The organism is Marinobacter oulmenensis (genome assembly GCF_014201735.1).
Lineage (GTDB): Bacteria > Pseudomonadota > Gammaproteobacteria > Pseudomonadales > Oleiphilaceae > Marinobacter > Marinobacter oulmenensis.
In genome coordinates this window covers 301,779-327,867 of sequence record NZ_JACHFE010000001.1, presented here as the reverse complement: position 1 = coordinate 327,867, position 26,089 = coordinate 301,779, and the positions used below count along the sequence as shown (strand labels likewise).

Genomic DNA, 26,089 nt, shown 5'->3' with positions numbered 1-26,089 from the left:
TATAATTGCGCCGAAATTTCAACCGCAGTTGACGCTGCCTCATACGAATCAGGAAGGATCGCACATGCAATTCGACAACATTCCCGCTGGCAAGAACCCGCCTGAAGACATCTACGTCGCCATCGAGATTCCGGCCAACAGCTCACCGGTAAAATACGAACTGGACAAGGACATGGGCGCCCTGCTGGTTGACCGTTTCATGGCCACCCCGATGTTCTACCCGGCCAACTACGGTTTCATCCCGCACACCCTGGCCGATGACGGCGACCCCCTGGACGTACTGGTTGTAACTCCGTACCCGGTTCAGCCGGGCTCTGTCATCCGCGCCCGTCCGGTTGGCGTGCTCAACATGGAAGACGAAGCCGGCGGTGATGCCAAGCTGGTGGCCGTACCCCACGACAAGCTGACCACCACCTATCACGATGTGAAGGAAATCGAAGACCTGCCGGAACTGCTGCGCGACCAGATCAAGCACTTCTTCGAAAACTACAAAACCCTCGAGCCGGGCAAGTGGGTCAAGGTTCAGGGCTGGGACAATGCGGACGCGGCCAAGAAAGCCATCGTCGATTCCATCAACGCCTACAAGGGTTGATCGCAATCCCATAAAAAAACCGGGCCTGGCGCCCGGTTTTTTTATGCCTGCCAGAATGGAAATCAGCCGCGGGACAGTAGATCCCGCATATCACTGATCGCGGCATTGGCCCGTGACAGGTAAGCCGCCATGGTCAGCGAATGGTTGGCCAGAATGCCGAATCCGCTGCCATTGAGGATCACCGGGCTCCAGACCGGGCGCTGGGCACCCTCAAGCTCGATAATGATCTGCTGCAGACTGGCGGTGGCGTTCTTGTCCTGAAGCACATTGCGGAAATCCACCTCGATGGCGCGGAAAATGTGCAGCAGCGCCCAGGCACTGCCCCGTGCTTCATAGAACACATCGTCAATCTCGGTCCATGGCGTCTGGACATTGCCGGCGGTACCGCCGTCGCCCGCCAGCGGGTCGTCCGGGTCCACGTTGGCAACGGTTTCCGATACCGAGGCCTTGCCGACACTCTCACTCAGTGTCCGGGACAGACTGCCAAGACGGGTTTCCAGGTCCGCCAGCCAGTTATTCAGGTTATCCGCCCGGGCAAAGAACTGGGCCTTGGAACCACTCGGGTCCGAGAGTCGGTCCAGGTAGCGCTTAAGGGCCTCAATGCCACGACGATACTCGTTTTCGGTCGAGGGGATGGCCCAGCTGCCGCTGTCGAAATGGAACTGGGGCTCGGCTATAACCAGATCCGGGTCTTCCGCTGACTGGCTCTGGGAGCGGCTGATGTCACGGCGCATGGCCCGTGACAGATCCCGGATCTGGACCAGGGCCCCGTATTCCCAGTGTGGCATGTTGTCCAGCCACAGCCCTGGCGGAAAGATGTCATTGGAAATATACCCACCGGGCTTGTTCAGCAGGGTTTCGGTCATCCGGATCATCGTGGCCGTGGTGGCAAAACCGGTCACCGGCTCGCGATCCATGCTGCTGGCAAGTGTCCGGGTGTGATCACGGACCGAGAAAGGCTCCGGCTCGCTACTCCAGTACATGCCAAGCCCTGTGGCCACCACCAGGTAAACCACCACGACAGCCAGCACCAGCTTGCCGATCACGCCCCGGCTTCCCGTGTAGTCCTGCACGTCTTCTTTCCGGTCCCGGAAAAACTGTCTGATTCTACCCGGCATAAGACTTCTGCTCTCCATTGATTAGTGGCCAGCCGAACGGTCGATAAGAGACTCGATACCTCGATGGTATCTCATGGCGCGCCCAATACCCAGAGGCTACCGCCTAACCCACCACCCATGCCAGCCGGTATGAGAACTGGCCCGGGTGGGTCGTTGACAAACATTTACAGTCTGCAGCCTACGCCGACACCCCTAAACACTATAGACTCTATACTACGACCTGATGCCTGACCGGAATCTCCGGCACCCGCTCCAGGGCCAAGGCAGTAACCCAGCAGCGTAGGGAGGCAGGCTGGAACGCAATGACCGAAGAGAGCCAGCAAGACAAGCTTCGACAGCACTTTGCCCGACGCGTGACCACCCAGGCCCGCGTGGTACTCGACACCTGGCAGAAACTGCACGAAAACCGTGACCAGGCCCCCGCCTACCGCGAAGAACTGGTAACGGCCAGCGATAAGCTGGTGCGTTATGCCCGGCGTTTCGAGATGGACAGCCACGCCAGTGCCGGCAGCGGCGTTGTCGAAGCATTGGCCTGCTGGCAGGTCGGTCATGCGCTTGAAGGCGACATTTCAGACAACCTGGATCAGGCTATTGAAAGCCTGCGCGCGATCACCCAGCGGCGCACGGATCAGGGCAACTGCGCCCAGCGTTATCGCCGCACCCCGGTTTATATCGCCCTGTCCAACAGCGACCTGGCTACCCGTCTGATCCGCCAGATGGACTTTTTCGGGTTCCGCGCCTCGGCCTTTGATTCCCCCGAAGAGCTGGTTGAGGCCTCCGGCCTGAACAAGCCCGAAACCATCCTCATGGATGTGGACTTCGGCGGTGAGCCCCAGAGCGGCATAGCCACCGCTGAGGTGCTCCAGAAACATCACGAAACCCCGGTCCCGATTATTTTTGTCAGCACCGAGGATGGCGGCATCGAAATCCGGCTGCGCGCGTCACGCTGCGGTGGCGAGGAGTTTTTCTTCCCCGCCATGGACCCCGGCCAGGTTATCGAGAAGATCGAGTCCTACACCCATGGCAACAACATGGAGCCCTACCGGGTGCTGGTGCTTGATGACTCCCATGCCCAGGCCCGTTACACGGAAACCGTCCTGAAAAAGGCCGGCATGATCGCCCATGTCATCACCGACCCCATGGAGATCATACATGCCCTGGACGAGTTCTCGCCGGAGATCATCATCCTGGACATGTACATGCCAGGCTGCACGGGCATGGAGATCGCCCGGGTCATCCGTCAGCAGGACCGTTTCCACAGCGTGCCCATCATTTATCTCTCGGCGGAAGAGGACGTGGGCAAGCAGTTGCAGGCCATGAGCCTCGGCGGCGATGACTTCCTGACCAAACCCATCGACCCCAAACACCTGGTAGCCACCCTGCACAACCGGGGCCGCCGGGCCCGCTCACTGCTGGCCCTGATGATCCGCGACAGCCTGACCGGCCTGTACAATCACACCCACACCCTGCATCTGCTGGAGCAGGAGATCGTACGCGCCGGGCAGAAAGACCAGCCCCTGTGCTTTGCCATGCTGGACATCGACTACTTCAAGCAGGTCAACGACACCTACGGCCACCCCATTGGTGACCGAATCCTGCGAAACCTGTCCATGTTTCTGAAACAGCGCCTGCGCAAGACCGACCACATCGGCCGTTACGGCGGTGAGGAATTCGCCATCATCCTGCCCGAAACCGGGCTGGACGGCGCCACCCAGGTGATCAACGAAATACGCGCCAGTTTCTCCGAGTTGATGCAACAGGCAGGCAACCAGGAGTTCAGCGTCACCTTCAGCTGCGGCATTGCCGACTGGCGGGGCGACACCGCCCAGGCCCTGTGCGAACGGGCCGACAGGGCCCTCTATACCTCCAAATCCGAAGGCCGTAACCAGGTAACCCAGGCCGGCAGCTGAGCCTGGGCGCCGGCCTCACCCCGACGGCCATGAAACCAATGTCGAATACCCGCCAGTGAGTCCTTGGTCAAAAATGGCCGGCATCAACGAAATGTCATCGCCCGGCCGATAATTGCTGTTGTAACCTTCCTCAGACCAATGGAGGGCATCCGGAATTGTCAAAAACTGTTGATCCCTGAACAGCAAGCACGCACCATTGGGGCAACATGCCGTTATCTTCGGCGATCGTGTTGAAAATACATCAAGGTAGTCACAAACATGTCGACCATTCTTGTGCTTCATGGCCCCAACCTCAACATGCTCGGGACCCGGGAACCGGAGGTGTACGGTCACGAAACCCTGGCCGACATTGATGACCGCCTGCGCAATGAAGCGGCGGAGCAAGGCCATCATCTCCTGCACCTGCAATCCAATGCGGAGTATGAGCTGATCGAAAGGGTACACGAGGCCCGGTCGGAGGGTGTCGATTTCATCATCATCAATCCGGCCGCCTTCACGCACACCAGTGTTGCCCTGCGTGATGCCATGCTGGCTTCAGGCATCCCGTTCATTGAGGTTCACCTCTCCAATGTGCATGCCAGGGAGCCGTTCCGCCAGCATTCCTACTTTTCGGATATCGCCGTCGGCGTTATCTGCGGGCTGGGCAGCCAGGGCTACGATCTTGCCCTGAAAGCGGCCCTGCAACGAATTCACTGATAGACCTGAGACACTGTTATGGACATTCGCAAGATCAAGAAACTGATTGAACTGCTCGAGGAATCCGACGTCGAGGAACTGGAAATCCAGGAAGGCGACGATTCCGTTCGCATTTCCCGCCGCCGTGAGCAGGCCGCCGGCCAGTACATCAGCCATTACTCGGCTCCTGCGCCCGCGCCCCAGGCAGCTCCGGCCGCCGCACCGGAACAGCCGGCTGCCGCTCCGGAAGCACCGGCCGAGCCCCAGGGCCATTCGGTCAAATCCCCGATGGTCGGTACTTTCTACCGCGCCCCGTCGCCCACCGCCAGCTCCTTTGTGGAAGTGGGCCAGACCGTCAAAGAGGGTGACGTGATCTGCATCGTGGAAGCCATGAAGATGATGAATCAGATCGAAGCGGACAAGTCCGGCACCGTCACCGACATTCTGGTCGAAAATGGCCAGCCGGTTGAGTTTGACCAGCCCCTGGTCGTCATTTCCTGAACTCGGTGAATCTGAATCATGGCCATGTTAGATAAAGTTCTGATCGCAAACCGCGGTGAAATCGCCCTGCGTATTCTCCGCGCCTGCAAGGAACTGGGCATCAAGACCGTTGCGGTCCATTCCCAGGTCGACCGGGAACTCATGCACGTTCGCCTGGCGGATGAATCTGTCTGCATCGGCCCGAACAGCCCGGTGGACAGCTACCTGAACATCCCGACCATCATCAGCGCGGCGGAAGTCACCGACTCGGTAGGCATCCATCCGGGTTACGGCTTCCTGGCGGAAAACGCCGATTTTGCCGAGCAGGTCGAAAAAAGCGGTTTCCGCTTCATTGGCCCGAAAGCGGAAACCATCCGCCTGATGGGCAACAAGGTGTCGGCCATCGAAGCCATGAAAAAAGCCGGCGTACCGACGGTGCCCGGCTCCGACGGCCCGCTGACCGAGGATGACGAACGCACCCTGCGTATTGCCCGCGAGATCGGCTACCCGGTGATGATCAAGGCCGCCTCCGGCGGCGGTGGTCGTGGCATGCAGGTGGTCCACTCCGAAGCCGCCCTGCTTAAAGCCATCCAGATCACCCAGAGCGAAGCCAAGAACGCCTTCGGTGATCCCACCTGCTACCTGGAGAAATTCCTCGAGGCGCCCCGGCACGTCGAGGTCCAGGTGCTGGCCGACATGCACGGCAATGTCATCCACCTGGGCGACCGCGACTGCTCCATGCAGCGGCGCAACCAGAAGGTGATCGAGGAAGCCCCGGCGCCGAACGTGGATCCGGACTCCCGGGCCCGCACCCTTCAGGCCTGCGTGGACGCCTGCAAGGAAATCGGTTACGTGGGCGCCGGTACCTTCGAATTCCTGTACCAGGATGGTGAGTTCTACTTCATCGAGATGAACACACGGGTCCAGGTGGAGCACCCGGTCTCCGAAATGGTCACCGGCGTCGATATCGTCCGGGAGCAACTGCGCATCGCCAGTGGCGAGCCGCTGCAGTACAGCCAGGACGAAATCACCATTTCCGGCCACGCCATGGAATGCCGGATCAATGCCGAAGACCCGAGAACCTTCGTGCCCAGTCCCGGCACAATCAAGCACTTCCATGCCCCGGGCGGCAATGGCGTGCGGGTTGACTCGCACATGTACAGCGGCTACTCGGTACCGCCCTACTATGATTCGCTGATCGCCAAGCTAATCACCTGGGGCGACGACCGGGAAATTGCCCGTCGTCGCATGAAGATTGCCCTGGACGAGATGCTGGTCGAAGGCATCAAGACCAACCAGCCTCTGCATCGCACCCTAATCCGTGATGGTGGTTTCAAACAGGTGGACTTCACCATTCACCACCTCGAAAAACTGATGCGGGAATAATCATGGCCTGGGTGCAACTCCAGATCCCGGCTGATCCGGATATTGCGGATCAGCTGGAGGATCTGCTCATGGAAATGGGCTCTGACGCGGTGTCCATGGAAGACGCGGCGGACCAGCCCCTGTATGAACCCGATCCTGGCACCACGCCCCTGTGGAGCCAGACCACCGTGACCGGGCTGTTCCAGTCGGATCGCAATATTGAGCAGCTGTGCGCCGACATCCGTGACAGTTGGCATCGCCAGACCCAGCAGTCACTGCCGGAAATCGAAGTCACCCTGGTCGAGGACAAGGACTGGGAGCGTGCCTGGATGGATGACTTCCAGCCGCTGCGTTTCGGCGAACGGCTCTGGATCGTCCCGAGCTGGCATGACGCCCCCGACCCGGATGCCGCCAACCTGATGCTCGACCCCGGACTGGCCTTTGGCACCGGCACCCATCCGACCACGGCACTGTGCCTGGAATGGCTGGACGGCCAGGACGTGGCCGGCAAACAGGTGACGGATTACGGCTGCGGCTCGGGCATCCTCGGGCTCGCCGCCCTGCTGCTCGGGGCCGAGCACGTGATTGGCGTGGACACCGATCCCCAGGCCCTGGAAGCCAGCCGCGACAACGCCCGTCGCAATGGCGTGGATGACAACCGGTTGGACCTCTTCCTGCCCGGCGACGATCCGGATACCCGGGCCGACATCCTGCTGGCCAACATCCTGGCGCAGCCGCTGATCAGTCTGGCATCTCGGATGGCCGCTCTGACCCGCCCCGGCGGCAGCCTGGTGCTGTCCGGCATCCTGTTCAATCAGGCCCGCGAGGTGATGGACGCCTACGAGCCCTGGTTCGATCTCGACGAGCCCGAACAGAAGGAAGATTGGATACGCATCACAGGACGCCGCCGAAACGGATGACGAAACAGGCGTTTATGTCTAAACTGCTTCTGTCGACGTGATCTCGCTTTCAGGATTGAAGCATGACCCACAGCAGCCTGCAGACCCAATGCCCCAACTGTCAGACCCGATTCCGGGTGACCGATGAACAGCTGGGGGTCGCCAAGGGCAAGGTTCGCTGTGGCAATTGCATGAGTGTCTTCAATGCCATCGAGCATCAGGTGAAAACGACCGGGGAGTCGTCCACACCGGAGGCCCCGGCAGAGCCGACAACGCCCGAGGAATCCCCCTCCACAGCCGACGACGATCTGGTCTTCGAGGACAATCCCGAGGAAGATGCCACCGAACGCCACTACACTGGCAGCGCGCTTCGCTTTTCCGATGAAGAATTGAGCGACAGCTTCCGCGGCATGGATGAGCCCGAGCCACCGGGTTACAGTGAGCACGATCCCGACTCCGAGCAGACACCGCCGGACGAAAGCTGGGCTGAAGCCATCCTCCAGGAGGATGACAGCGACAAACCGGGGACTTCTGTCCGGGAATCCGTCCCGCAGGAACCGCCCGAACCGACACCCCCGCCCGAACCCGAGGCACCGGAAGAGCCGGAAAACAGGGACAATCCCGAGGATTTCCATCTTTCCGTCGAGGAAGACGAGCGGGTCACAGAACCGGCCCAGCCATCAAGCACCCACACCGCGCCGGACTCGGGCAATCTCTACCACGACCTCCGGCGGGAACCGGTATCTGTCGGCCGCTCCGGCGGAGGCCTGCGCAAAGCGCTCTGGACCCTGGTCGTGCTGGCACTGCTGGGCGTTCTGGTGGCGCAGGTGGCCTGGTTCCAGTTCGACCGGCTCGCTGCCATCCCGCAATTGCGTCCGTTTTACGAGAAAGCCTGCGAGCTGGCCGGCTGCACCCTGAAACCGCTGGTCAATGTGGAGGCCATCCAGAGCAGAAAGCTGGTCGTGCGCACCGATCCCGACAACCGGGGGCAATTGATCGTCGACGCCGTCATGATCAACCAGGCCGCTTTCGAGCAGCCATTCCCCGCCATTGCCCTGGCTTTTTCCAACCTTAATGGCGATATTGTGGCCCAGAGCACCTTTTCTCCTGACGAGTATCTGGCCGGTGACGCCAGCGATCTGGACGCCATGCCCCCGGAGACGCCGGTTCGCATTGCCATCAACATCCGCGACCCCGGGCGCGACGCCGTCAATTACACGCTGACCTTCCGGCCCCGTTCCCCCTGACCCCGGTCAATTTCCCGGGGCCCGGAAGTTGACAGCACAAAAGTCAACCAGAAAGCGCGAAAAATAATCAGTTTTTTCGGTTGTCCGCCCCTTCAATCAGGCTGCCCCCAAAGGTATTATTACCGCCCTTCGGACAACTGACCGGTCACAATTTGACCAGTCATTCTGTCCGGCTCTTGCTGAACACCCTGTGACACGGACTCAGACCATGCTGCCAACGGCAAAAATCGGGCCGTACACACTGCCTAATCCGCTGATTGTTGCGCCCATGGCGGGCGTGACGGATCGGCCGTTCCGGCAACTGTGCCGCCGAATGGGAGCCGGGCTGGCGGTTTCAGAAATGGTGATCGCCGACAGCAAACTCTGGAATACCCGGAAATCGCGTACCCGCCTGGATCATCAGGGCGAACCCGAGCCGCGGTCGGTACAGATTGCCGGTGGCGATCCGGCCATGCTCGCGGACGCCGCCCGACAGAACGCGCAGTTCGGGGCCCAGATCATCGACATCAACATGGGCTGCCCGGCCAAAAAGGTCTGCAACAAGGCCGCGGGGTCAGCACTGATGAAAGACGAGACTCTGGTCCGTGACATCCTTCAGGCCGTCGTCGCAGCTGTGGATGTACCGGTCACACTGAAGATGAGAACGGGCTGGGACCGGGATCACCGCAATGCCCCGGCGATCGCCCGGATGGCGGAAGACGCGGGTATTCAGGCCCTGGCCGTACACGGGCGTACCCGGGCCGACAAGTACAACGGTGACGCTGAGTACGACACCATTGCCCGGGTCAAGGAGAGTGTGGGCATTCCGGTCTTCGCCAATGGTGACATCAGCACACCGGAAAAAGCCCGGCAGGTGCTCCGACACACCGACGCTGACGGGCTTCTGGTCGGCCGTGGTGCCCAGGGGCGGCCCTGGATCTTCCGGGAGATACTGCATTACCTGGAGACCGGTCAGCATCTGCCCGAGCCGCCACTGGACGAGGTTGAAGGCATCCTGCAGGAACACCTGTCGGAACTGCACCGGTTCTATGGCGAAACCATGGGTGTTCGCATTGCCCGCAAACACGTGGGCTGGTACCTGCAGGCCCATGATGAAAGCAGAGAGTTCCGTAAACGCTTCAATGCCATTGATGACGCGCTGGAGCAGAAAGACAGCATTGAACACTACTTCGCACGCATACGAAATGGAGAGGTATTCGCAGCATGACTGCTGAGACTTTGACAAACGACAACCCGGGCATGCCGGCCAACGACGAAATCAACCAGCTGCAGACCGTCAACGGCAGTGGCAACAGCGTAACACTGCGCGACAGCGTCGAAGTTGCCCTGAAGAACTACTTCCAGCAACTGGACGGCGCACCGGTCACCGATGTTTACCAGCTGGTGCTGTCCGAAGTGGAAGCGCCGCTGCTGGAGCAGGTAATGAAGTACACCCGCAACAACCAGACCAAGGCTTCCACCATGCTTGGCCTGAATCGCGGCACTCTGCGCAAGAAGCTCAAGCAGCACGGTCTGCTATAATACCCGCAACCCTCAAGGGCCTCCCGGATCAGCTTCGCGAGGCCCTTGTTGTTTGCATCGAGAACATTCATTACCCGGCATATCCGACCAGCGAAGAACGTACCCATGGCAAATCAGGCTAATACCCCAGTCCGTCGCGCCCTGATCAGCGTGAGTGATAAAACCGGCATCGTCGATTTCGGCCGAGCCCTGACCGAACGCGGCGTTGAGCTGCTATCCACCGGTGGCACTTTCCGACTGCTCAGGGAAAACAACGTACCGGTTACCGAAGTGTCCGACTACACCGGCTTCCCCGAAATGATGGACGGCCGGGTAAAGACCCTGCACCCGAAAATCCATGGCGGCATTCTCGGCCGTCGTGGTACCGATGATGCAGTGATGGGCGAGCATGGCATCAACCCCATCGACATGGTGGTGGTGAATCTCTACCCGTTCGAAGACACCGTCGCCAACCCGGACTGCGACCTGGCCACCGCCATTGAAAACATCGACATCGGCGGCCCGACCATGGTCCGTGCCGCGGCCAAGAACCACAACGATGTCGCCATCGTGGTCAACGCCTCGGATTACAGCCGGGTACTTAAAGAGCTGGATGACAACGACGGCGAGCTCACCTACAGCACCCGTTTCGACCTGGCCGTAAAAGCGTTCGAGCACACCGCCGGCTACGACGGTGCCATTGCCAACTACCTGGGTGGCCGCACCCCGGACAACGATAACGCCGATTTCCCCCGCACCTTCAACGCCCAGTTCGTGAAGGTCCAGGACATGCGTTACGGCGAGAACCCGCACCAGCGCGCCGCCTTCTATGCCGAGCGCAACCCACGTGAGGCCTGCGTGGCCACCGCCAAGCAGCTGCAGGGTAAAGAGCTGAGCTACAACAACGTAGCCGACACCGACGCCGCCCTGGAATGCGTGAAACCTTTTGCCGATCCGGCCTGTGTTATCGTCAAGCACGCCAACCCCTGTGGCGTAGCCATCGGCGCCGACATTGAGCAGGCCTATGATCTGGCCTTTGCCACCGACCCGACGTCTGCGTTCGGCGGCATCATCGCCTTTAACCGGGAACTGGATGCAGCCACCGCCAAGGCCATCGTGGATCGTCAGTTCGTGGAAGTGATCATCGCGCCGACCATCGCGCCGGAAGCGGTCGAGGTCGTTGCCGCCAAGAAGAACGTGCGTCTGCTGGCCTGTGGCGAGTTTGACGGCACCCGCGCCAAGTCTCTGGACTACAAGCGTGTGACCGGCGGCCTGCTGGTGCAGGATCGTGACCTGGGAATGGTCGCCATGGAAGACGTGAAGGTGGTGACCGAACGCCAGCCCAGCGAGCAGGAACTGAACGACCTGCTGTTCGCCTGGGAAGTGGCCAAGTACGTGAAATCCAACGCCATCGTCTACGCCAAGGCCGGACGCACCATCGGTGTCGGCGCCGGCCAGATGAGCCGCGTGTACAGTGCCAGGATCGCCGGCATCAAGGCCGCGGATGAGAACCTGGAAGTGAAGGGCTCGGTGATGTCTTCCGATGCCTTCTTCCCGTTCCGGGACGGCATTGACGCCGCCGCCGAGGCCGGCATTACCGCCGTCATCCAGCCGGGCGGCTCCATGCGCGACCAGGAAGTGATCGATGCCGCCAACGAGCACGGCATTGCCATGGTCTTCACCGGCATGCGCCATTTCCGCCACTGATCGAGTACTCAGGAGAACAGCATGAACATTCTGGTTATCGGCGGCGGTGGTCGCGAACACGCCCTGGCCTGGAAAGCGGCCCAGTCTCCCCAGGCGGACAAGGTTTTCGTGGCCCCCGGCAACGCCGGCACTGCCCGTGAACCGAACCTGGAGAACGTCGACCTGGACGTACTGGACCTGGACGGCCTGGCCAATTTTGCCGAGCAGAACAACGTCGGCCTGACCATTGTCGGGCCGGAAGCCCCCCTGGTGGCCGGTGTGGTCGACAAGTTCGAGGAGCGCGGCTTGCGTATCTTCGGCCCCACCGCCGGTGCCGCCCAGCTCGAAGGTTCCAAGGCCTTCACCAAGGATTTCCTCGCCCGCCAGAAGATTCCGACGGCTGACTACGCCAACTTCACCGATGTGGACGAAGCCCTGGCCTACGTGCGCGAGAAAGGCGCGCCGATCGTGGTAAAAGCCGATGGCCTGGCCGCCGGCAAAGGCGTGATCGTCGCCATGACCCTGGAAGAGGCCGAGGCCGCCATCCGCGACATGCTCGCAGGCAATGCCTTCGGCGATGCCGGCAGCCGCGTGGTCATCGAGGAGTTCCTGGACGGCGAAGAAGCCTCCTTCATCGTCATGGTGGACGGCCAGAATGTGCTGGCCATGGCCACTTCCCAGGACCACAAGCGCGTGGGTGACGGCGATACTGGCCCCAACACCGGCGGCATGGGCGCCTATTCACCGGCGCCGGTGGTCACCGCCGATGTGCACCAGCGCATCATGGATGAAGTCATCATGCCTACCGTCAACGGCATGGCCGCCGAGGGTCACCCTTACAAGGGCTTCCTGTACGCAGGCCTGATGATTGATGGTCAGGGCGCGCCCAAGGTCATCGAGTTCAACTGCCGGTTCGGCGACCCGGAAACCCAGCCCATCATGCTGCGCATGCAGTCTGACCTGGTGGAGCTGTGTCAGGCGGCGGTGGACGGCAGGCTGGATCAGTGTGACTCCCGGTGGGATGATCGCGCCTCGGTCGGCATCGTCCTGGCAGCCGGTGGCTACCCGGGCAGCTACAATAAGGGGGATGTCATCTCCGGGCTGCCGGAGACCGAAACCGAGGGCGAGAAAGTCTTTCACGCCGGCACCCGGATGGAAGGCGACCAGGTGGTCACCAGTGGCGGACGGGTCCTGTGTGCGACGGCTCTAGGCAACACCGTGACCGAAGCCCAGCAGAGGGCCTATGCTCTGGCTGCACAGGTCACCTGGAACGGTGTATTTTACCGCAAGGACATCGCCCACCGTGCGATTGCCCGGGAACAGGGCTGACACACTCGACAACGGACTTAACAAGGTCTGCTGCTGATGCCTGAAGCCATCTGGATTACCTTCGCCTTCGGACTGGGTCTGATGGTGAAGGCCATCGGCCTGCCTCCTTTGGTGGGCTACCTGGCCGCCGGGTTTGCCCTGAGCGGCCTGGCCACCTTTACCGACCTGTCTGTCGGGCAGACCGACGTTCTGGAGCATATCGCCCACCTCGGGGTGCTGCTGCTTCTGTTCACCGTTGGCCTGAAACTCAAGCTCAAGTCCATCATCAGCCCGGAAGTCATCGGGGGCGGGCTGCTGCATTTCGGCATCACCTGCCTGATCTTCACGCCGGGGCTCTACTGGCTTCTGGATCTGGACTGGATGACGGCCCTGCTGCTGGCGGTGGCGCTTTCCTTCTCCAGCACGGTGCTGGCGGCCAAGGTGCTCGAAGGCAAACGGGAACTGCGGGCCTTCCACGGCCGGGTGGCCATTGGCATCCTGATCATGCAGGACCTGATTGCCCTGGTGGTGATGAGCCTGGCTGCGGGCAAGACCCCGTCTGAATGGGCGCTGATCGTCTTCGGCCTGCCACTGCTGCGACCGGCTCTCTATCGCCTGCTGGATGCCAGCGGTCACGACGAGCTGCTGGTGCTGCTCGGCCTGCTGCTGGCCCTGGTACTTGGCGGTCTGGGCTTCGAAGCCGTCGGCCTGAGCTCGGAGCTCGGCGCCCTGGTGTTCGGCGCCATGCTGGCCAACCATCCCCGGGCCCAGGAACTGGCCAAGTCCCTGTGGAGTGTCAAGGAGATGTTCCTGGTTGGCTTTTTCCTGCAGATCGGTATCGACGGCCTGCCAGACCAGCAGGCGCTGATCTTTGCCCTGGTCGCCGCCCTGGTGCTGCCGCTCAAGGGCATTCTGTTCTATTTCCTGCTGCTGGCTTTCCGGTTGCGCTCACGCAGCAGTTTCCTGACGGCCCTGTCGCTGACCAACTACAGTGAATTCGGGCTGATCGTCGCCAGTGTCGCCCTGCCCCAGTGGCTGGTGCCCCTGGCCATCAGTGTGTCCCTGTCCTTTGTCATTTCAGCCCCGCTGAATCGGGTTTCGCATTCCCTGTTCGAGCGCATCCGTCACCGGATCGGCCGGTTTGAAAGCCAGAAACGGCACCCGGATGAACAACCCATATCCCTGGGCGACACCCGGATTCTGGTGATGGGTATGGGGCGTACAGGAACCGCCGCCTACGACTGGCTGAGAGCCACCGAGAGCCGGCTGATGGGCCTGGACTCGGACCCCGCCAAGGCCGAAAAGCACCGGCACGACGGGCGTAACGTGGTGTTTGCCGATGCCGAGGACATCACCTTCTGGGAAGGTCTGCATATGCCGGAGCTGCAGTCTGTGGTGCTCGCCATGAGTGACATCGAAGGCAAGCTGATCGCCACCCGGCGGCTGCGGAAGCTGGGCTTCACCGGCTACATCGTGGCGCACACCATGTTTGCTGATGAGGCAGACAGAATCCGGGCCGCAGGTGCCAACCAGGCCTACCTCACCATGAGCGAAACCGGTGTTGCCCTGGCCAGCCACCTGCAGGACTACCAGGAACACGCACACCCCGGAAGCCGGACCTCCTAAAGGGCACAGGTCCGGAAGCCGGGATCATGGCTCGTCGTTCTCCATTTCCCGGAATGGGGCCAGGCGTTACCCTCTATAGGAAACACAAAAAAACAGACCCCGCCGGCTTGCGCCATGCGGGGTCTGCTGGATATCCGGGCGGCCAGGGCCGCCCGGCAGACAACCGGAACCGTCGATTAACCGAACTGGTTCATGGTGTTGTCTTTACCTCCGGCCTTCAGGGCAGCATCACCGGCGAAAAACTCTTTGTGGTCATCGCCGATGTTGGAGCCAGCCATATCCTGGTGCTTCACGGTAGCGATGCCCTGACGGATTTCCTGGCGCTGAACTCCTTCGACGTAGGCCAGCATGCCCAGGTCACCGAAGTAGCCCTTGGCCAGATTGTCCGTGGACAGAGCCGCGGTGTGGTAGGTCGGCAGAGTGATCAGGTGGTGGAAGATACCTGCTTCTGCAGAACCCTTGCGCTGGAAGTCACGGCACCATTCGTCGGCCAGCTGGGCCAGCTCAGTGCTGTCGTACTCTTCGCTCATCAGCTTGTCGCGGTCGTAAGCGGACACGTCCTTGCCTTCTTCCTTCCAGGCGTCGAATACCTGCTGACGGAAGTTCAGGGTCCAGTTGAAGGACGGGCTGTTGTTGTAGACCAGCTTGGCATCGGGCACGACTTCACGGATGCGGTTCACCATGCTGGCGATCTGGCCAACGTGGGGCTTCTCGGTTTCAATCCACAGCAGGTCAGCACCATTCTGCAGGCTGGTGATACAGTCCAGGACCACACGGTCCTCGCCAGTGCCCGGCTTGAACTGGAACAGGCCGGAAGCCAGACGCTTCGGCTTCATCAGCTTGCCGTCGGACTTGATGACAACGTCGCCGTTGTTGATGTCTTCCGGCTTCTCGATGTAGTCGCCGTCGAGGAAGCTGTTGTACTGGTCACCCAGGTCGCCCGGCTCGTTGGTTACGGCCAGCTTCTGGGTCAGGCCGGCACCCAGGGAGTCGGTACGGGCAACGATGACACCGTCATCCACACCCAGCTCCAGGAACGCCAGGCGAACCGCGTTGATTTTGGACAGGAAGTCGGCGTGCGGCACGGTGACCTTGCCATCCTGGTGACCACACTGCTTCTCGTCGGAAACCTGGTTTTCGATCTGGATACAGCAGGCACCGGCTTCGATCATTTTCTTGGCCAGCAGGTAAGTCGCTTCGGCGTTACCGAAACCGGCGTCGATGTCGGCAATGATCGGCACCACGTGAGTTTCATGGTTGTCGATCTGCTTGATCAGCTCTTCAGCCTTGGCTTTATCGCCAGCGTTCTCAGCCTCTTCCAGGGCGCGGAACAGGTGGTTCAGTTCCCAGGCGTCCGCCTGACGCAGGAAGGTGTACAGCTCTTCGATCAGGCTGGAAACGGCCGTTTTCTCGTGCATGGACTGGTCAGGCAGCGGGCCGAACTCGGAACGCAGGGCGGCAACCATCCAGCCGGAGAGGTACAGGTAACGGCGTTTGGTGGTGCCGAAGTGCTTCTTGATGGACAGCATTTTCTGCTGACCGATGAAGCCATGCCAGCAACCCAGGGACTGGGTGTACTGGGAGCTGTCCTTGTCATAGTTCGCCATATCTTCGCGCATGATCTTGGCGGTGTACTTGGCGATGTCCAGACCAGTCTTGAACTTGTTCTGGGCGCGCATGCGGGCAGCGTGCTTCGGGTTGATGGCATTCCAGGTCGGGTTCTGCTTCAGGATGGAAGCAATCTGGTCGACGTCTTGTGCGTAAGGCATGGTCTCTGTCCTTTCTACGTTTTATGTTCAAACGGTGCGGAAAAGCTGCTGCCGGGCAGCATCCGAAGCCAACTGCCTGCTCAGGAATACGGGCAGGCGATGACGTTATTGGCTACTTTAGTTTCTCTTATTTTATAATTGAAATTTATATGGTGTATTTTCAACATTTTTACCGTGAATACACAGCGCACTCCTAGCCAGTGTGGCAAAGCACCACCAGACGGTCGGATGCAGTGAGTTCCAGATAGAGGTTGCGGGGAGGATTCAGCTGCAGGTGACGCCCCTGTTCATTGGCTTTGGCCCGGAATACCCCCAAAGCCACCTCACCTTCGGCAGCCACGGTTTTTTCGACCACCCGGAAATCAGCGCTGGCGGGCAACGGGTAATCCGCCGGGTCCCGGAACTGGATCTCGGCGCCCCCCTGGGTAAACAGCTCGTCCAGCACCAGCCGAAGCTCACGGCGCAGGGCCACCTGGGCCAGCACATGGCTCAGGATCATCGGGCTGATCAGCATTTCGCTCTGGTGGCCGTAGAGCAGATGGCGGTTATCCGGGTCACTCAGTTCCATGATCACATTAGGACGGGCATTGCCTTCCCGGAGGATTTCCTCCAACTGCAGGTAGCCCACCATGGCCCGGGCATCCGCTTCCTCATCGGAACCGATCCGGTCACTGCTGAGCAACAGCACCGTGTCGTAACCGGCCGGCTCCAGCCGCTTCAGGTCTTCTTCGACCATATAGTCCGCATCCAGCAGACGGCCGTTGACCCGGGCCAGATCCGAGCCATAGCGATCAAGCTCGCGCTGCCTTTCCTCCATGGGAATCACTGACACCAGATCGAGACTGAACTCGCGATCGGTGTAGCTGGCGAACTCGGTAACCAGGCTCGGCACGCGGCGATTCCAGCCCAGCACCAGCACCCGCTGGCTGGCCCGCTCCCTGGGCGCAGACGGGCGAGGCGCCTGGCGCTCGATTTCAGGCAACAACGCGGCCTTGGGATCGGGCCCGGTATCTTCATAATCCCTTGCCAGAAGCACCACCCGATCCTCGGGCCGGATCACTGCATCGGTCCGCGCCGGCATGTCCATCCGCCAGCCCTGGCCCGACGCCTCCGGGCGCAACAGGCCCAGTACAATGGCATCCGGCCGCCGGGCCGCCAGGCCGGCCACTGTCTGCCCCTCGGCAGTCTCGCCCCCGCGCACGAAGATCTCATTACCGGTGCCGGCCGTCAGCAGTTCGTTGTAGACCTCGGACAGATTCGGGTGCAGGACGTTCTGGACCATAAGCCTGCTGATGGTGGCATCGCCGGCGACTACCTCGACGGGGCCGGGGTACGCCCGCTCGATCACGGCGAGCTTGCGCATGTCCTGGATTTCGGCGACCACAAAAGGCAACGCCGACGACAGGTGGCGTGCTTCGGCAGCAATCGATAGCAATGCTTTGACGGTCTCGACGTCGGCCGGGACCAGTGAATCTGCCCCCTGCACCTGACTGGGCACAATAACGGCGGCGGCCTCCAGACAGGCCACCCGGTGCAGGGCTTCCGGTTGCAGGGCCGAACCGCTGCGAAGAATCACCTCCCGCGCCCGCCGGCGGATGCCGGGCTCACTGGCCAGTTCATGCAACTGGGTGGCGCCGGCCTCATCCGCCAGCACCACCAGCCGCAGTTTCTGGGTGTCGTGCTTCTCCAGGAAACGCGCCATCCGGGCGGAGGAGCCAAACAGTTCCGCCACCAGGGGCGGCGTCTGGGCGGTCCAGCCCAGCACCACAATGTGGTTTTTCAGGGTGACCGGTGTCAGCCCCCGTTCCAGATCCTCCATCTTGGCAATCAGCCAGCGGGTCAGGATCGCCACCAGCGTGCCCATGAACACCACATAGCCGGAGATGGTCAGGAGGGTCGAGACCACCCGCTGCCAGGTGCCGACATCATCCCCCAGGTAGCCGGGATCGGTCAGCCGCAGGAATGCCCACCAGATGGCATCACTGACGCTTTCAAATTTCCCGGCGTGGGGCAGGATAACCAGCAGCCCGCCGATCAGGGAGATCAGGGCGATAAACAGGCCCACCACCAGCAACTGGAAGCCGGCCCCCTTTACCAGTTGGCGCTCAACAACAAACTTGATTCGATCAACAATACGGAAGGGCAGCATGCACTCATCCAGACAGACAGTTATGCCGCCTAGCATAGAACATCCGCACGCCCGGGGTGTACCGGATTCAGGGCTCTCTGCGCACCGATTCCAGAGCGGAAGCCAGGCTGGGAGCAAACCGGCTGACACCGGGTTCCGGCGCCAGGCCGGCACGGGCCAGCGTGCGCAAAGGCTGGAACTGAAGATCCGCCACCACGATCTGACTGCCATTGCCACGGCAGGTGTCAATCAGCCGCGTCAGGGCCGACAGTCCGCCAGCGTCCAAAAGCGTCACGCCATCCATGTAAAGGACAAAGCCCCGGGCCTCACGGGACAGTTCCGCCAGCTCACCAAAAATCCGGTCCGCCGCCGCAAAGAACAGGGGCCCGTTGATTTTCAGGACACGCCAGCCCTCGGGCAATGAGCCCGCCTCGATGCGGGCACTGTCGGTAATGTCGGTCACCCGGGTCATTCGTGCCATTTCCTGCATGAATAGCACCGCTGCCAGCAATACACCGGCGGTAATGGCAATGACCATATCCAGGGCCACGGTCAGCCCGAAACAGGTCAGGAACACCAGCACATCCCCCCGGGGCGCGGTTCTCAGCAAATGTACGGCCTTGGGGGCTTCGCTCATGTTCCAGGCCACCATCATCAGCAGGGCTGCCATCGCCGGCATGGGCAGGTAGGCCAGCACCCCGGCCAGGGAGACCAGTGCCAGCAGAACCACCACCGCATGCACCATGGCCGCCACCGGTGACTGGGCGCCAGCCCGGTAATTGGCCGCCGAGCGGGCGATGGCTGCGGTCGCGGTAATCCCTCCAAACAACGGCACCAGCATGTTGCCCACCCCCTGCCCGAGCAGTTCGCTGTTGGCACTGTGGCGCTTGCCCGACATGCCGTCGAGCACCACGGCACAAAGCAGCGATTCAATGGCCCCCAGCATGGCTATGGCAAAAGCCGCCGGCAGCAGTTCCGATATCAGGTTCCAGGACAGACCGACCGGATGGCCATCCGGACCGGGCTGTTGCCAGGGCCAGGTGAATTCCGGCAGGAAGGGAGGAATGCCGGCTCCCTGGCTGCCGTCGGGCAGCAGATAGCTGAATCGGGAGCCGATGGTTTCTATGCCCGCGCCGCTGGCATTCAGCCACAGCGCCAGGGCGCTGCCCACCAGCACCGCTGGGAGGTGCGGCGGCACGGGTGTGCGCAGCCGGGGCCAGAGCAGCATGATCGCCAGGGTCACCACCGCCACGAGAGTGCTCATGGCATCCAGGCCCGGCAGAGCCTCGCCCAGCACTGCCAGCTTGCTCCAGTAATGCTCCGGCAGCTCCGCCACCGATAACCCGAAAAAGTCCTTCAGCTGCAGGGTGGCAATCACCACCGCGATGCCTGCGGTAAATCCGAGCGTGACGGCTTCGGGTATATACTCAATAAACCGGCCCAGGCGCATCACCGACATGATGACCAGCAATATGCCGGACATCAGGGTGGCCACCAGCAGGCCACCCAGGCCGTAGGTCTGGGCAATGGGATAGAGGATCACCACGAACGCAGCCGTGGGACCGGAAATACTGAACCAACTGCCGCCGGTCAGGGCAATGATGAAGCCACCGATGAAGGCGGTGTACAGACCGTACTGGGGCGCCACGCCACTGGCGATCGCCAGGGCCATGGACAGGGGAATGGCGATGATGCCGACCGTTATGCCGGCCATCAGATCTTTTGAAAAACGACGGCCATCGTAGGTTTCATTCAGGCAGGCATCGCGGAAGGCATGGGCAATGCGCAGGGAAAACAGGTGGGCACGATGGGACATGGGATCACTCGCCGGCCGGAAATGTTCTTTACATTATATGCTCACAGTTTGTACATTCAATGTTAATCCTATTAACATGCAACAAACAAACCCGCTACAGGATCCGCGTTCATGGAAAACCGCACCGCCCGACTGACACTACTGATTGACCCGGAAAAGAAAGCCGCCTTTGAAGAATTGTGCAAGGAGGACGACGTCACCCCATCCCAGAAAGTCCGGCAGTTCATCCGGGAATACGTGGAATCAAAGCTGGGCCCGGACTGGCGCGAGCAACGCCAGCAGAACTGCGACTGAGCCATGGAATAGGGAGCAAAGGGATGCGAGCCACACATACCTGCCTGCTAAGCTTCTGTGTATTACTCACAGGATGTGCCGCCATGTCCCCGAATGCTCCGTCATTGACAGCCCCGGACTCCCAGTATGATGCCTGCCTGGTTATCCCCGGCGATGGCTCGTTGCTGACCGTCCCGGAGCTGGCCCGACGGCTGGCCGAAACAGACGTGATCGTGGTCGGCGAATACCACGGTCACCATGGCTCCCATCTGCTGCAGGCCCGCCTCCAGCAGGCACTGTACCGGCAACACCCGGAGCAGTTGCTGACCATGGAACAGTTCAATGTCGACCACCAGCAGGATCTGGACCGGTATCTGTCCGGGCAAACCGGCGAGACCGAAATGATCGAAGACGCCGCAGCCTGGGACAACTACCGGGCCTCCTACCGGCCTCTGGTGGAGTTCGCCCGGCAGCACAACCTGCCAGTCATCGCCGCCAATGCTCCGGCAGACATGGTCCGCTGTGTGGGCCGCCAGGGCCCGGCGTACCTGGAGTCGCTGTCCGGGGACGCACGCAGACAGGTGCCGGAGTCCCCGTTTATCGAACCGCCCGGCTACCGGGAAAAGTTCATCGAAGCCATTGGAGGCAGCCATGGCACCGGCGGCCCGGCAATGTCCGAGCGCATGCGCAATACCTACAAGGCCCAGCTGTTACGGGATAACACCATGGCCTCGGCCATTCTCAAGGCCCATGAGCAGTACCCGGAGTATCAGATCCTGCATACCACCGGCGCCTTCCACAGCGAACAGCGCCTGGGCACAGTTGCGGTACTGGAGCAACGGGCGCCGGCCCTGAGCATTGCCGTGATCTCCCCCGTCACCTGGCCGGAAGACCAGACAGACGCACCGCTGACCGATCATACCGATGCCGGCGATTACCTCTATTTCGTCCAGCCCCTGCCCGAGGAGTTCAGGGACCGGGAGCGCCAGCGCAAAGCCATGGCGGCCCGGTTTCGCAACAGCCCGGAAACCGACTGTGACTGACACCCGCCCTGCCCTGGCGCCTACGACTGAGCGAGCCCGCTGTCCTGCAACGCAGCACGGAAGGCAGCCAGGTCTTCAGCGGTAAACAACACCAGCCGGATGCGCCGGATGTGCTCCAGCGTCGGCATGGTTTCCCGTATGGCTCCTGCCGCCACAGCCGCCGCCTCAGTCAGGGGGTACCCGAAAACCCCGGTGGAAACCGCCGGGAAAGCAATGGACTCCAGGCCGGCCTGATCGGCCAGTTGCAGGGCATGGCGGAAGCAATCCGCCAGCAACTGACCAGACGGCTGATCGACACCATACACCGGCCCCAGGCAGTGGATGACATGGTCATTGGGCAGGCCATGGCCACCGGTCATAACCGCCTGGCCGGGTTCAATCGGTGCCAGTGCACGGCACTCCTCGGCCAGGCCCGGTCCCGCAGCCCCATGGATGGCTCCTGCCACACCGCTACCCGGCAGCAGGCGGGCGTTGGCAGCGTTGACGATAACGTCGATATCCGGCTGATGGGCGATATCGCCCTGGACACACTCGATCAGTATACGGTTCATTACACCTCCAGCCCGCCGCTTCCAAGGGGAAGCGGTTACCGGTAATCTTTGGGCTTTACACAGGATACCAGTCTGGCTACCTGCCACCGACTGACACAAGGAGTCTGCCATGAAAGTTCTATCTGCAGTGATCCTCGGCCTCAGTGCCATTATGGCCGCTGCACTGCTCGCCAACGGCCTGACTGACCTGCGCACCGGCGACCGATACGTCACCGTCAAAGGGGTGGCCGAGCGGGAAGTCCAGGCAGACCTGGCCCTCTGGCCCCTGCGGTTTGTTGCCACCGGCAACACCCTGGACGAAGCCCAGAAGCGGGCCAGCCAAAGCCGGGAAGCCATCATGGCTTTCCTGAATCTCCAGGCCATCAATAAATCGGCGGTGGAGCTGCAGCGACTGGACGTCACCGACACCCGGGCCAATGCCTACGCAGCCAACAACAACCCGCAGAAGTTCATCATCAACCAGACCCTGATGGTGCGCAGCGAAGACATCGATAAAATCCGCCAGGCCGCCCAGAATGTCAGCGAACTGGTGGACTCCGGTGTGGTGTTGTCCTCCGACTACGGTCCCAGCGGCCCGACCTATCTGTTCAGCCGCCTGAACGACATCAAGCCGGACATGATCTCACAAGCCACCGCCTCCGCACGGGAAGCGGCCGAGCAGTTTGCCCGGGATGCCGATGCCAGCCTCGGGGGCCTGCGCCGGGCCAATCAGGGGGTGTTCCAGATTCTGGCCCGGGATCAGGCGCCGGGCGTATCCGAAAAGCAGCAACCGGTGAAGACCGTCCGGGTGGTCTCCACGTTCGACTACTACCTCAAGTAATTTCCTGTGGGCTACTGGGTGCGGACCTGTTCGTCCGTAACCTGGTAATCGCCGGAAAGCCAGCGCACAACCTCACCCGCCGCCGGGTGATCGAAGGCATCGTAGGTATGCATCAGCGCCTGCCGGCGCTCATCACTGAGCCGGCCCAGCCCGGAATCCTGCAACAGCAACAGGTCCCGCTGCATTTGCAGGGCCAGCTCCGTCCCCAGCAGTTCCCGGGCAGCATGGGCAAACGCCTGGCCATACTGGTAATCCGGCCCCAAGCGGTAGCTCTCGGCCAGGGTCATTGCGGGTATCGCAGTCAGTGTCGGTTGCAGGGCCGGATTGATGCCATGTCCCCGGATCCAGGCGGCATTGCCCGCCGGGCGCCCGCTGAACCCCCGCAGGTGCAGGTGCTGTGACATCCGATCACCGTCATTGACCGGGTAGTTGTCCCAGAGCACGGGCTTACGCCCAAGCAACCGGGAAATCCGCTTGAGATGGCCCGGTGATATTTCCCGGGAACAGACTTCCTCGCCGGTCCAGAACACATCCACCGCTGGGTCCAGCGCCTCGCCCAACGTCTGCAGGTAGTCTGCAGGACGCTCCCCGAACACCCGGTCCAGCACCGCATCATCCGAGTAGTAGCTGGGACACATGCTCAGATGTCCGATGCGGGTGTGTTCCCGCACCCAGTGCACAATGTCCGCCTGGGTGCGCGCCAGGTCCGGATAATCCGAACTCATGTCGTCAAACAGGATGGCCAGTTCATCCGGTCCGACGGCTTCCAGGGCCTCCAGCTTGCGCGCCAGCGCCGCCCGGGCCTCATCATCAAACTGGTTGAAAATCTCAAACGGGCTCAGGCCAATGCCAAAGCGAACCCCCTGTTGCCGGCAGAACCGGCCAAACTCCGCGAGCGCCTTCGCTTCGGCCTCCGGATGGGGGTCCTGCCAGCGCCGGCGCAGCCAGGGGTCCGCCTTGGGCGCATACAGGTAAAATCCGTAACCGTGAGGGGCCAGGGTTTTCACCAGTTGCTGGCGTTCCCGCCAGCTCCAGAGCGGCCCGTAAAAGCCCTCAATTATTCCCAGTGTCGCTGTCATCTCCGTCTCCGGGACCGTCATCCGTTCGTTCATCCTCGTGCTTACAGCATAGCCCTATCCGTCGTTAGCTGCCGTTTCTGACGGGGCCTCAAGGAGAATCTCCACCCGGCGGTTCCGGGCCCGTCCACGACTGGTATCATTTCGGGCCTCGGGCCGGGTATCAGCATACCCGGTCGCCCGCATCCGGCCTGCCGGGACGCCCGAGGCTTCCAGCAGTCGCACCACACTGCCAGCGCGGGCAGATGACAGTTCCCAGTTCGAAGGAAAGCGGGCACTGCGGATAGGCACATTATCCGTGTGGCCAGCCACTGTGATGTGATGTTCATTGCGGTTGAGCAGGGGGACCAGCTTCTCCAGTTCGGTCATCCCCGGATTGGAGAGCGCCGCCTCACCCGACGCAAACAAGATGTCATTGCTGATGCGCAGGCTGATACCTCCCGGTGTTTCAATGACCTGGACCCGGTCCCCCAGACCGGCCTCCTGCAGAAACGCCCGGGCCTCCCGGGCCAGACGGACCGACGCCGGCAGCGACGGTTGCCCGACCGTCTCTTTGTCCGCTTCAGCTGTGGGTTCAGCCTGGCTGCGGGCCATCGTGACCTGCTCGGTCAGTTGCTGCCCCGGCGTGTCCGAAGGCCCACCGGACAACGCCAGCATCACCACAAACATCACCAGCAGCAGGGTAATCACATCCAGATAGGTCATCAGCCAGCCGTCTTCCCCGGTACTCTGCACCAGCGGGATACGCTGGCCCCGGGAACGGCGGGCAGAGGGAGAACCGGCCGGGTCCAGCTCAGCCATTGCCGGACTCCCCGCCGACGCCCGCCCGGGCGCTGGAAGGCTGGGCCGCGGGCGGCCGCACATCGCGAATTTCGTCGTCGTAGCTGGCGATAAAGGATTTCAGGGTTTCCCGCATCAGTGAGGGGCTGCGCTTGCGGCACATCATGGAAATGCCCTGCATCACCATGCGCATGAGGATTATGCGCTGCTCGGTGCGCCGCTCCAGTTTCACCGCCACCGGACGGAACACCAGATTTGCCAGCAGAATGCCGTAGAAGGTGGTCATCAGGGCCACCGCCAGTTGATGACCGATGGCCTCCATGTTGCCGCCACCCAGCAGGAACATCATGTTGATCAGCCCAACCAGGGTGCCGATCATGCCGAAGGCCGGGGCAAAGCTCGCCATCACCCGGAACAACTGGGCCTCGGCGTGCTCACGGGCGCGCAACCGGGCGACCCGCCATTCCAGGAAATCCATGATGTCGTCTTCGGTGTTCAGCTCGATCACCAGCTGCACCCCGGACCGCAGGAACGGATTGCGCACACTTTCCAACTGGCGCTCCACCGCTGCCAGGTCACCATCGATCCAGAGCCGGGAGATACGCACCAGTTCTTCAATATCATGCTGGGTGTAGAGCTTTTCGTTGCGCACCACCGTGCCAAACAAACGAAACACCCGAAGCACTTCCCGCAGAGGAAAGGAAATAAAAGTTGCCGCCAGGGTGCCGCCCACCACAATGGCCAGGCCGGGCAGATTGACGAACAGGGCCGGGTCTTCGGCTGACCAGAACAATACACTGGCCAGCACCCCGATGCCCGCTAACATGCCGATGAGCGTGGAAGGATTCATTGGATCTCCATCAAGCCACAATCCCGCTAGACTGTTACCATAGACAAAAATGAGAAATAACATTCTGACCGGAGTGGAACCATATGGAAATCAAAACCTTTGCCGATCTGATTGACTGGACCCGCCAGCTTCATGCTCACCTTGCCCGATGCCTGCATGAATCTGCGGCCCTCAATAAGGATGAGCGTGCCAGCGCCCTGCTCGACTATATCAGCAGTCACGAGTCACTTCTGGAGAAAGCGGTGAGTGAATACCAGAAGCAGGCGGATCAAAAAGCCATGCAGACCCGGCTTTATGACTACGGTGTACACAAACCCATCTCCAAGAACCAGGCCTGTGACACCCATTACCAGGAGCTGGATTTTGCCGGCATTGCCCGTGAGATTTTTGATTTCCATGACCAGGTGATGAGCCTGTACGACGCCCTGATCGGCAAGGCCGAAATCCCGGAAGCCAAGGAACTGCTCGAGGACCTCAAATCCCTGGAACAGCATGAAGCCATGCGCATGGCCAGCCAGATCGGTTCGATGAACGATATGTAGCGGGACACTACCAAATGGTCTGAGGTCGACTATCG

At 61.4% G+C, this 26,089-nt stretch carries 24 protein-coding genes; 16 read left to right on the top strand and 8 right to left on the bottom strand.

All coding sequences use genetic code 11. The features are described from left to right. The first annotated feature begins 64 nt into the window (after positions 1-64). A complete protein-coding gene (gene ppa, locus HNR38_RS01485; RefSeq protein WP_183699044.1) occupies positions 65-592 on the top strand; it encodes an inorganic diphosphatase in 528 nt (175 codons plus the stop codon). 62 nt (positions 593-654) lie between these two features. Here the strand turns inward: ppa and HNR38_RS01480 are convergent, their stop codons facing one another. Then, a complete protein-coding gene (locus HNR38_RS01480) occupies positions 655-1,710 on the bottom strand; it encodes a DUF2333 family protein (protein WP_183699042.1) in 1,056 nt (351 codons plus the stop codon). Between the two features lie 302 nt (positions 1,711-2,012). Here HNR38_RS01480 and HNR38_RS01475 point away from each other — a divergent pair, with 302 nt between their 5' ends. From HNR38_RS01475 to HNR38_RS01425, 11 genes are all read left to right on the top strand, one after another. Continuing rightward, positions 2,013-3,620, top strand: coding sequence for a diguanylate cyclase (locus tag HNR38_RS01475; protein ID WP_183699040.1), 1,608 nt, complete (start codon positions 2,013-2,015; stop codon positions 3,618-3,620). Positions 3,621-3,878: 258 nt separating this feature from the next. Beyond that, a complete protein-coding gene (aroQ, locus tag HNR38_RS01470) occupies positions 3,879-4,316 on the top strand; it encodes a type II 3-dehydroquinate dehydratase (protein WP_183699038.1) in 438 nt (145 codons plus the stop codon). Between the two features lie 18 nt (positions 4,317-4,334). Further along, on the top strand, positions 4,335-4,796 hold the full coding sequence (accB, locus tag HNR38_RS01465) for an acetyl-CoA carboxylase biotin carboxyl carrier protein (protein ID WP_183699036.1): 462 nt from the start codon (positions 4,335-4,337) through the stop codon (positions 4,794-4,796). An 18-nt stretch (positions 4,797-4,814) separates the two neighbouring features. Next, positions 4,815-6,161, top strand: a complete 1,347-nt coding sequence (gene accC / locus HNR38_RS01460) for an acetyl-CoA carboxylase biotin carboxylase subunit (protein ID WP_183699034.1) — start codon at positions 4,815-4,817, stop codon at positions 6,159-6,161. Positions 6,162-6,163: 2 nt separating this feature from the next. After that, positions 6,164-7,060 (top strand): 50S ribosomal protein L11 methyltransferase, encoded by an 897-nt coding sequence (prmA, locus tag HNR38_RS01455; RefSeq protein ID WP_183699032.1) that lies wholly within the window; start codon positions 6,164-6,166, stop codon positions 7,058-7,060. 62 nt (positions 7,061-7,122) lie between these two features. Next, positions 7,123-8,286, top strand: a complete 1,164-nt coding sequence (locus tag HNR38_RS01450; RefSeq protein ID WP_183699030.1) for a DUF3426 domain-containing protein — start codon at positions 7,123-7,125, stop codon at positions 8,284-8,286. Between the two features lie 211 nt (positions 8,287-8,497). Next, positions 8,498-9,493: a tRNA dihydrouridine synthase DusB gene (dusB, locus tag HNR38_RS01445; RefSeq protein WP_246362319.1), complete on the top strand. Its 996-nt coding sequence runs from the start codon at positions 8,498-8,500 to the stop codon at positions 9,491-9,493. Further along, a complete protein-coding gene (fis, locus tag HNR38_RS01440) occupies positions 9,490-9,807 on the top strand; it encodes a DNA-binding transcriptional regulator Fis (RefSeq protein ID WP_183699026.1) in 318 nt (105 codons plus the stop codon). The genes dusB and fis overlap by 4 nt, the downstream gene beginning before the upstream one ends. Before the next feature lie 105 nt (positions 9,808-9,912). Further along, a complete protein-coding gene (gene purH, locus HNR38_RS01435) occupies positions 9,913-11,493 on the top strand; it encodes a bifunctional phosphoribosylaminoimidazolecarboxamide formyltransferase/IMP cyclohydrolase (RefSeq protein ID WP_183699024.1) in 1,581 nt (526 codons plus the stop codon). Between the two features lie 21 nt (positions 11,494-11,514). After that, positions 11,515-12,801 carry a phosphoribosylamine--glycine ligase gene (purD, locus tag HNR38_RS01430; protein ID WP_183699022.1) on the top strand — a complete coding sequence of 429 codons (1,287 nt, stop codon included), beginning with the start codon at positions 11,515-11,517 and terminating at the stop codon, positions 12,799-12,801. Positions 12,802-12,837: 36 nt separating this feature from the next. Then, positions 12,838-14,406 carry a cation:proton antiporter family protein gene (locus tag HNR38_RS01425; RefSeq protein ID WP_183699020.1) on the top strand — a complete coding sequence of 523 codons (1,569 nt, stop codon included), beginning with the start codon at positions 12,838-12,840 and terminating at the stop codon, positions 14,404-14,406. A 176-nt stretch (positions 14,407-14,582) separates the two neighbouring features. On the opposite strand, the gene HNR38_RS01420 is transcribed toward HNR38_RS01425, so the two are convergent. From HNR38_RS01420 to dauA, 3 genes are all read right to left on the bottom strand, one after another. Then, positions 14,583-16,175 carry an isocitrate lyase gene (locus HNR38_RS01420; protein ID WP_183699018.1) on the bottom strand — a complete coding sequence of 531 codons (1,593 nt, stop codon included), beginning with the start codon at positions 16,173-16,175 and terminating at the stop codon, positions 14,583-14,585. A gap of 193 nt (positions 16,176-16,368) precedes the next feature. Next, a complete protein-coding gene (locus tag HNR38_RS01415) occupies positions 16,369-18,324 on the bottom strand; it encodes a CASTOR/POLLUX-related putative ion channel (RefSeq protein WP_183699705.1) in 1,956 nt (651 codons plus the stop codon). Between the two features lie 67 nt (positions 18,325-18,391). Continuing rightward, on the bottom strand, positions 18,392-20,119 hold the full coding sequence (gene dauA / locus HNR38_RS01410; protein WP_183699016.1) for a C4-dicarboxylic acid transporter DauA: 1,728 nt from the start codon (positions 20,117-20,119) through the stop codon (positions 18,392-18,394). Positions 20,120-20,230: 111 nt separating this feature from the next. On the opposite strand from dauA, the gene HNR38_RS01405 reads away from it, so the two are divergent. Both HNR38_RS01405 and HNR38_RS01400 read left to right on the top strand, forming a co-directional pair. Continuing rightward, positions 20,231-20,413, top strand: a complete 183-nt coding sequence (locus HNR38_RS01405; protein ID WP_183699014.1) for a CopG family transcriptional regulator — start codon at positions 20,231-20,233, stop codon at positions 20,411-20,413. A gap of 83 nt (positions 20,414-20,496) precedes the next feature. Next, on the top strand, positions 20,497-21,435 hold the full coding sequence (locus tag HNR38_RS01400; protein WP_183699012.1) for a ChaN family lipoprotein: 939 nt from the start codon (positions 20,497-20,499) through the stop codon (positions 21,433-21,435). A 20-nt stretch (positions 21,436-21,455) separates the two neighbouring features. On the opposite strand, the gene HNR38_RS01395 is transcribed toward HNR38_RS01400, so the two are convergent. Next, complete coding sequence (locus HNR38_RS01395) at positions 21,456-21,986, bottom strand: macro domain-containing protein (protein WP_183699010.1); 531 nt, start codon at positions 21,984-21,986, stop codon at positions 21,456-21,458. 109 nt (positions 21,987-22,095) lie between these two features. Between HNR38_RS01395 and HNR38_RS01390 the strand changes: the two genes are divergently transcribed. Continuing rightward, positions 22,096-22,806, top strand: coding sequence for an SIMPL domain-containing protein (locus HNR38_RS01390; protein ID WP_183699008.1), 711 nt, complete (start codon positions 22,096-22,098; stop codon positions 22,804-22,806). Positions 22,807-22,817: 11 nt separating this feature from the next. Here HNR38_RS01390 and HNR38_RS01385 read toward each other — a convergent pair whose 3' ends face one another. From HNR38_RS01385 to HNR38_RS01375, 3 genes are read right to left on the bottom strand one after another with little or no spacing between them, the layout of a single operon-like run. Then, positions 22,818-23,885, bottom strand: coding sequence for a beta-N-acetylglucosaminidase domain-containing protein (locus HNR38_RS01385; RefSeq protein ID WP_183699006.1), 1,068 nt, complete (start codon positions 23,883-23,885; stop codon positions 22,818-22,820). 54 nt (positions 23,886-23,939) lie between these two features. Next, positions 23,940-24,683, bottom strand: a complete 744-nt coding sequence (locus HNR38_RS01380; protein ID WP_183699004.1) for an OmpA/MotB family protein — start codon at positions 24,681-24,683, stop codon at positions 23,940-23,942. Continuing rightward, entirely contained in the window at positions 24,676-25,512 is an 837-nt protein-coding gene (locus HNR38_RS01375) for a motility protein A (RefSeq protein WP_183699002.1), read from the bottom strand. The genes HNR38_RS01380 and HNR38_RS01375 overlap by 8 nt, the downstream gene beginning before the upstream one ends. Before the next feature lie 83 nt (positions 25,513-25,595). Here HNR38_RS01375 and HNR38_RS01370 point away from each other — a divergent pair, with 83 nt between their 5' ends. After that, positions 25,596-26,054, top strand: a complete 459-nt coding sequence (locus HNR38_RS01370; RefSeq protein WP_183699001.1) for an ATPase — start codon at positions 25,596-25,598, stop codon at positions 26,052-26,054. Positions 26,055-26,089: the final 35 nt, after the last annotated feature.

Excerpts from the sequence above, each read along its gene's own strand:
- fis (WP_183699026.1), top strand. The coding sequence starts at position 9,490 with ATGACTGCTGAGACTTTGACAAACGACAACCCGGGCATGCCGGCCAAC.
- accB (WP_183699036.1), top strand. The coding sequence starts at position 4,335 with ATGGACATTCGCAAGATCAAGAAACTGATTGAACTGCTCGAGGAATCC.
- accC (WP_183699034.1), top strand. The coding sequence starts at position 4,815 with ATGGCCATGTTAGATAAAGTTCTGATCGCAAACCGCGGTGAAATCGCC.
- prmA (WP_183699032.1), top strand. The coding sequence starts at position 6,164 with ATGGCCTGGGTGCAACTCCAGATCCCGGCTGATCCGGATATTGCGGAT.
- purD (WP_183699022.1), top strand. The coding sequence starts at position 11,515 with ATGAACATTCTGGTTATCGGCGGCGGTGGTCGCGAACACGCCCTGGCC.
- HNR38_RS01425 (WP_183699020.1), top strand. The coding sequence starts at position 12,838 with ATGCCTGAAGCCATCTGGATTACCTTCGCCTTCGGACTGGGTCTGATG.
- HNR38_RS01420 (WP_183699018.1), bottom strand. The coding sequence starts at position 16,175 with ATGCCTTACGCACAAGACGTCGACCAGATTGCTTCCATCCTGAAGCAG.
- HNR38_RS01385 (WP_183699006.1), bottom strand. The coding sequence starts at position 23,885 with ATGACAGCGACACTGGGAATAATTGAGGGCTTTTACGGGCCGCTCTGG.
- HNR38_RS01450 (WP_183699030.1), top strand. The coding sequence starts at position 7,123 with ATGACCCACAGCAGCCTGCAGACCCAATGCCCCAACTGTCAGACCCGA.
- HNR38_RS01415 (WP_183699705.1), bottom strand. The coding sequence starts at position 18,324 with ATGCTGCCCTTCCGTATTGTTGATCGAATCAAGTTTGTTGTTGAGCGC.
- HNR38_RS01405 (WP_183699014.1), top strand. The coding sequence starts at position 20,231 with ATGGAAAACCGCACCGCCCGACTGACACTACTGATTGACCCGGAAAAG.
- aroQ (WP_183699038.1), top strand. The coding sequence starts at position 3,879 with ATGTCGACCATTCTTGTGCTTCATGGCCCCAACCTCAACATGCTCGGG.
- HNR38_RS01380 (WP_183699004.1), bottom strand. The coding sequence starts at position 24,683 with ATGGCTGAGCTGGACCCGGCCGGTTCTCCCTCTGCCCGCCGTTCCCGG.
- HNR38_RS01475 (WP_183699040.1), top strand. The coding sequence starts at position 2,013 with ATGACCGAAGAGAGCCAGCAAGACAAGCTTCGACAGCACTTTGCCCGA.
- HNR38_RS01480 (WP_183699042.1), bottom strand. The coding sequence starts at position 1,710 with ATGCCGGGTAGAATCAGACAGTTTTTCCGGGACCGGAAAGAAGACGTG.
- dauA (WP_183699016.1), bottom strand. The coding sequence starts at position 20,119 with ATGTCCCATCGTGCCCACCTGTTTTCCCTGCGCATTGCCCATGCCTTC.
- HNR38_RS01395 (WP_183699010.1), bottom strand. The coding sequence starts at position 21,986 with ATGAACCGTATACTGATCGAGTGTGTCCAGGGCGATATCGCCCATCAG.
- HNR38_RS01375 (WP_183699002.1), bottom strand. The coding sequence starts at position 25,512 with ATGAATCCTTCCACGCTCATCGGCATGTTAGCGGGCATCGGGGTGCTG.
- ppa (WP_183699044.1), top strand. The coding sequence starts at position 65 with ATGCAATTCGACAACATTCCCGCTGGCAAGAACCCGCCTGAAGACATC.
- HNR38_RS01400 (WP_183699012.1), top strand. The coding sequence starts at position 20,497 with ATGTCCCCGAATGCTCCGTCATTGACAGCCCCGGACTCCCAGTATGAT.
- purH (WP_183699024.1), top strand. The coding sequence starts at position 9,913 with ATGGCAAATCAGGCTAATACCCCAGTCCGTCGCGCCCTGATCAGCGTG.
- HNR38_RS01370 (WP_183699001.1), top strand. The coding sequence starts at position 25,596 with ATGGAAATCAAAACCTTTGCCGATCTGATTGACTGGACCCGCCAGCTT.
- HNR38_RS01390 (WP_183699008.1), top strand. The coding sequence starts at position 22,096 with ATGAAAGTTCTATCTGCAGTGATCCTCGGCCTCAGTGCCATTATGGCC.